Origin of the sequence: Alistipes sp. CAG:29, from assembly GCF_000435435.1 — a bacterium.
Taxonomy (GTDB): Bacteria; Bacteroidota; Bacteroidia; order Bacteroidales; family Rikenellaceae; genus Alistipes; species Alistipes onderdonkii.
Genome location: NZ_FR893486.1, coordinates 40,023 through 40,623, shown reverse-complemented (window position 1 = coordinate 40,623; position 601 = coordinate 40,023). Strand labels below are relative to the sequence as shown.

At 56.9% G+C, this 601-nt stretch carries 1 pseudogene; it reads left to right on the top strand.

From position 1 onward, the window contains the following. Window positions 1-601 (top strand): annotated as a pseudogene (locus QVP03_RS10910) (hypothetical protein); the annotation flags it as partial.

Here is a 601-nt window from a genome sequence, read left to right as displayed (position 1 = left end):
TATACTACCAGTTCAACAGCAAGAACGTACAGGCCAACGCCGGTATCTTTGACCGCAAGGAGCTGCTGGGCGACTATTCGAGGGCGTTCTTCAGCGACTCGACGGCGTTCTACCACAACCGCCTTTCGGGTTTCCTCGGGCATTATAAATCCACCGAGCGCGAGAACACCTATGTAGAAATGGCGATCGACTGGGAAGGCATGTATTCCGAGCAGTCGCGCGAAATGTTCCGCATCATCTCGGCGGGACGCTATACGCTCGAGCGGGGCTTCTACTTCGGTTATGCCTTCTCGATGTTCCATTTCGCAGGTTCGAAGCTCAACGAGAACGTCACGGACAACCTGCTGGTAAACCCCTATGCGGGCTGGGGATTCAACGCCTACTTCGACTTCGACATCAAGGCCGGGTTCCTCTTCGCCCCGCAGCGCGGCCGCAGCGTAGACCACAACTGGAAAAAACCGTGCGGTGCACAGATCGACTTCGTGCTGACCAAGTGGGGCGTGAAACTTGAGAACAACCTCTATCTGGGCGAAAACCTGCAACCCCTGCGCAACATCGCGGTCGGCGAAGACATCCCCGTCACCTACGGACAGGACGGGCT